Origin of the sequence: Myroides indicus (assembly GCF_004364575.1) — a bacterium.
Lineage (GTDB): Bacteria > Bacteroidota > Bacteroidia > Flavobacteriales > Flavobacteriaceae > Flavobacterium > Flavobacterium indicum_A.
The window spans coordinates 1-1,363 of sequence record NZ_SOAG01000072.1 but is presented as its reverse complement, the minus strand read 5'-3'; the positions used below and the strand labels follow the sequence as shown (position 1 = coordinate 1,363).

The window sequence follows — 1,363 nt, the reverse complement described above, 5'->3', positions numbered from 1 at the left end:
AAATAGATTTAAAACCCTTATTAGAAACCTACAGTCGGGAAGGACATCCCAGTTATCATCCCAAAATGATGCTTAAAGTGATGGTTTATGCTTATATGGACAATATCTACTCGAGTAGGAAAATCGAAAAAGCACTCAATGAGAACATCAATTTTATGTGGCTGTCCGGCAAAGAAAGTATTGACCATAATACGATAGCCCGATTCCGGAGCAATAAACTGAAATCCGTATTCAAAGAGATCTTCAAACAAGTGGTATTGCTTTTGGCAGAAGAGAAGTTAGTGAGTCTGAAACGGGTTTACACAGACGGAACCAAAATCGAATCGGTAGCCGGGAGATACACCTTTGTCTGGGGTAATGCCATCAAGACCAATCGGGAGAAAATGTCCAAACAATTAGAGCAAATGTGGCAATATGCACAATCCATAGCCGATCAAGAGGACCAAGATCCCGAGCCACCTGAGTTCAAAAAATCAGATCCCGAAAAAATCCAACAAACGGCAGATAAAATCAACCGCATCCTAAAAGACAAGTCAGACGATACAAAGAAGAAAGCCAAATCCCGTTACATTCAAAAGAATTTTGCACCGAACTTAAAGAAATACCAAGAACAAGAAGTTATACTTAAAGAACGAAACTCCTACAGCAAAACAGATCCCGATGCTACCTTTATGCGGATGAAGGACGACCATATGCAGAACGGACAATTAAAACCGGGCTACAATGCGCAAATCAGCACAGAAAACCAAATCATCGTCAATTATACCTTATATCAAGATACCAACGACATCCATACTTTAGAATCCCATTTAGAAAACCATAAAAAGCTCTACAATGAACTTCCCGAAGAACTCACCGCAGATGCAGGTTACAGAAGCGAAGAGAACTACGAACTTTTGGAAAACAAAGCAATAAAAGCATTCGTAAAGTTCAACACCTTTGACCAAGAGCAAGGCAAATCAAAGAAAAGAAAAAACAAGACCCTTTGAGCGAGACTCACTCTATTATAATGAAGAGCAAGGTTTTTATGTATGCCCCATGGGACAACGTATGGAAAAGAGCGGTGAGAAAAAAGTCGAAACAAAGTCAGGCTATAAACAAACCTATAGTTGCTATACGGCCAAAAACTGCAAAGGATGTCCACTCAGAAGCCAATGCTCCAAAGGAAAATACAACAGAACGGTGGAAAGGAATCACAAATTGGAATACCACAAACAAAAAGCCCGGGAACTTCTCACTTCTGAAATCGGGGGAATTAGAAGAAACAGAGGAAAGCAGATGTGGAACCCACATTTGCACAACTCAAACACAACCGGAACTTCAAAAGATTTACCTTAAAAGGACTTGAAAAAGTGGAAATAGA

General features: G+C 39.8%; 2 protein-coding genes and 1 pseudogene. All 3 read left to right on the top strand.

All coding sequences use genetic code 11. The features are described from left to right. Nucleotides 1-989 (top strand): IS1182 family transposase (locus C8P70_RS13705; RefSeq protein WP_166666243.1); only part of this gene is annotated, 989 nt, incomplete at its 5' end. 49 nt (nt 990-1,038) lie between these two features. Next, nucleotides 1,039-1,206: pseudogene (locus tag C8P70_RS14115) on the top strand (transposase); the annotation flags it as partial. Nucleotides 1,207-1,280: 74 nt separating this feature from the next. Continuing rightward, a partial coding sequence (locus tag C8P70_RS14110) for a hypothetical protein (RefSeq protein WP_243832722.1) occupies nt 1,281-1,363 on the top strand: 83 nt, incomplete at its 3' end.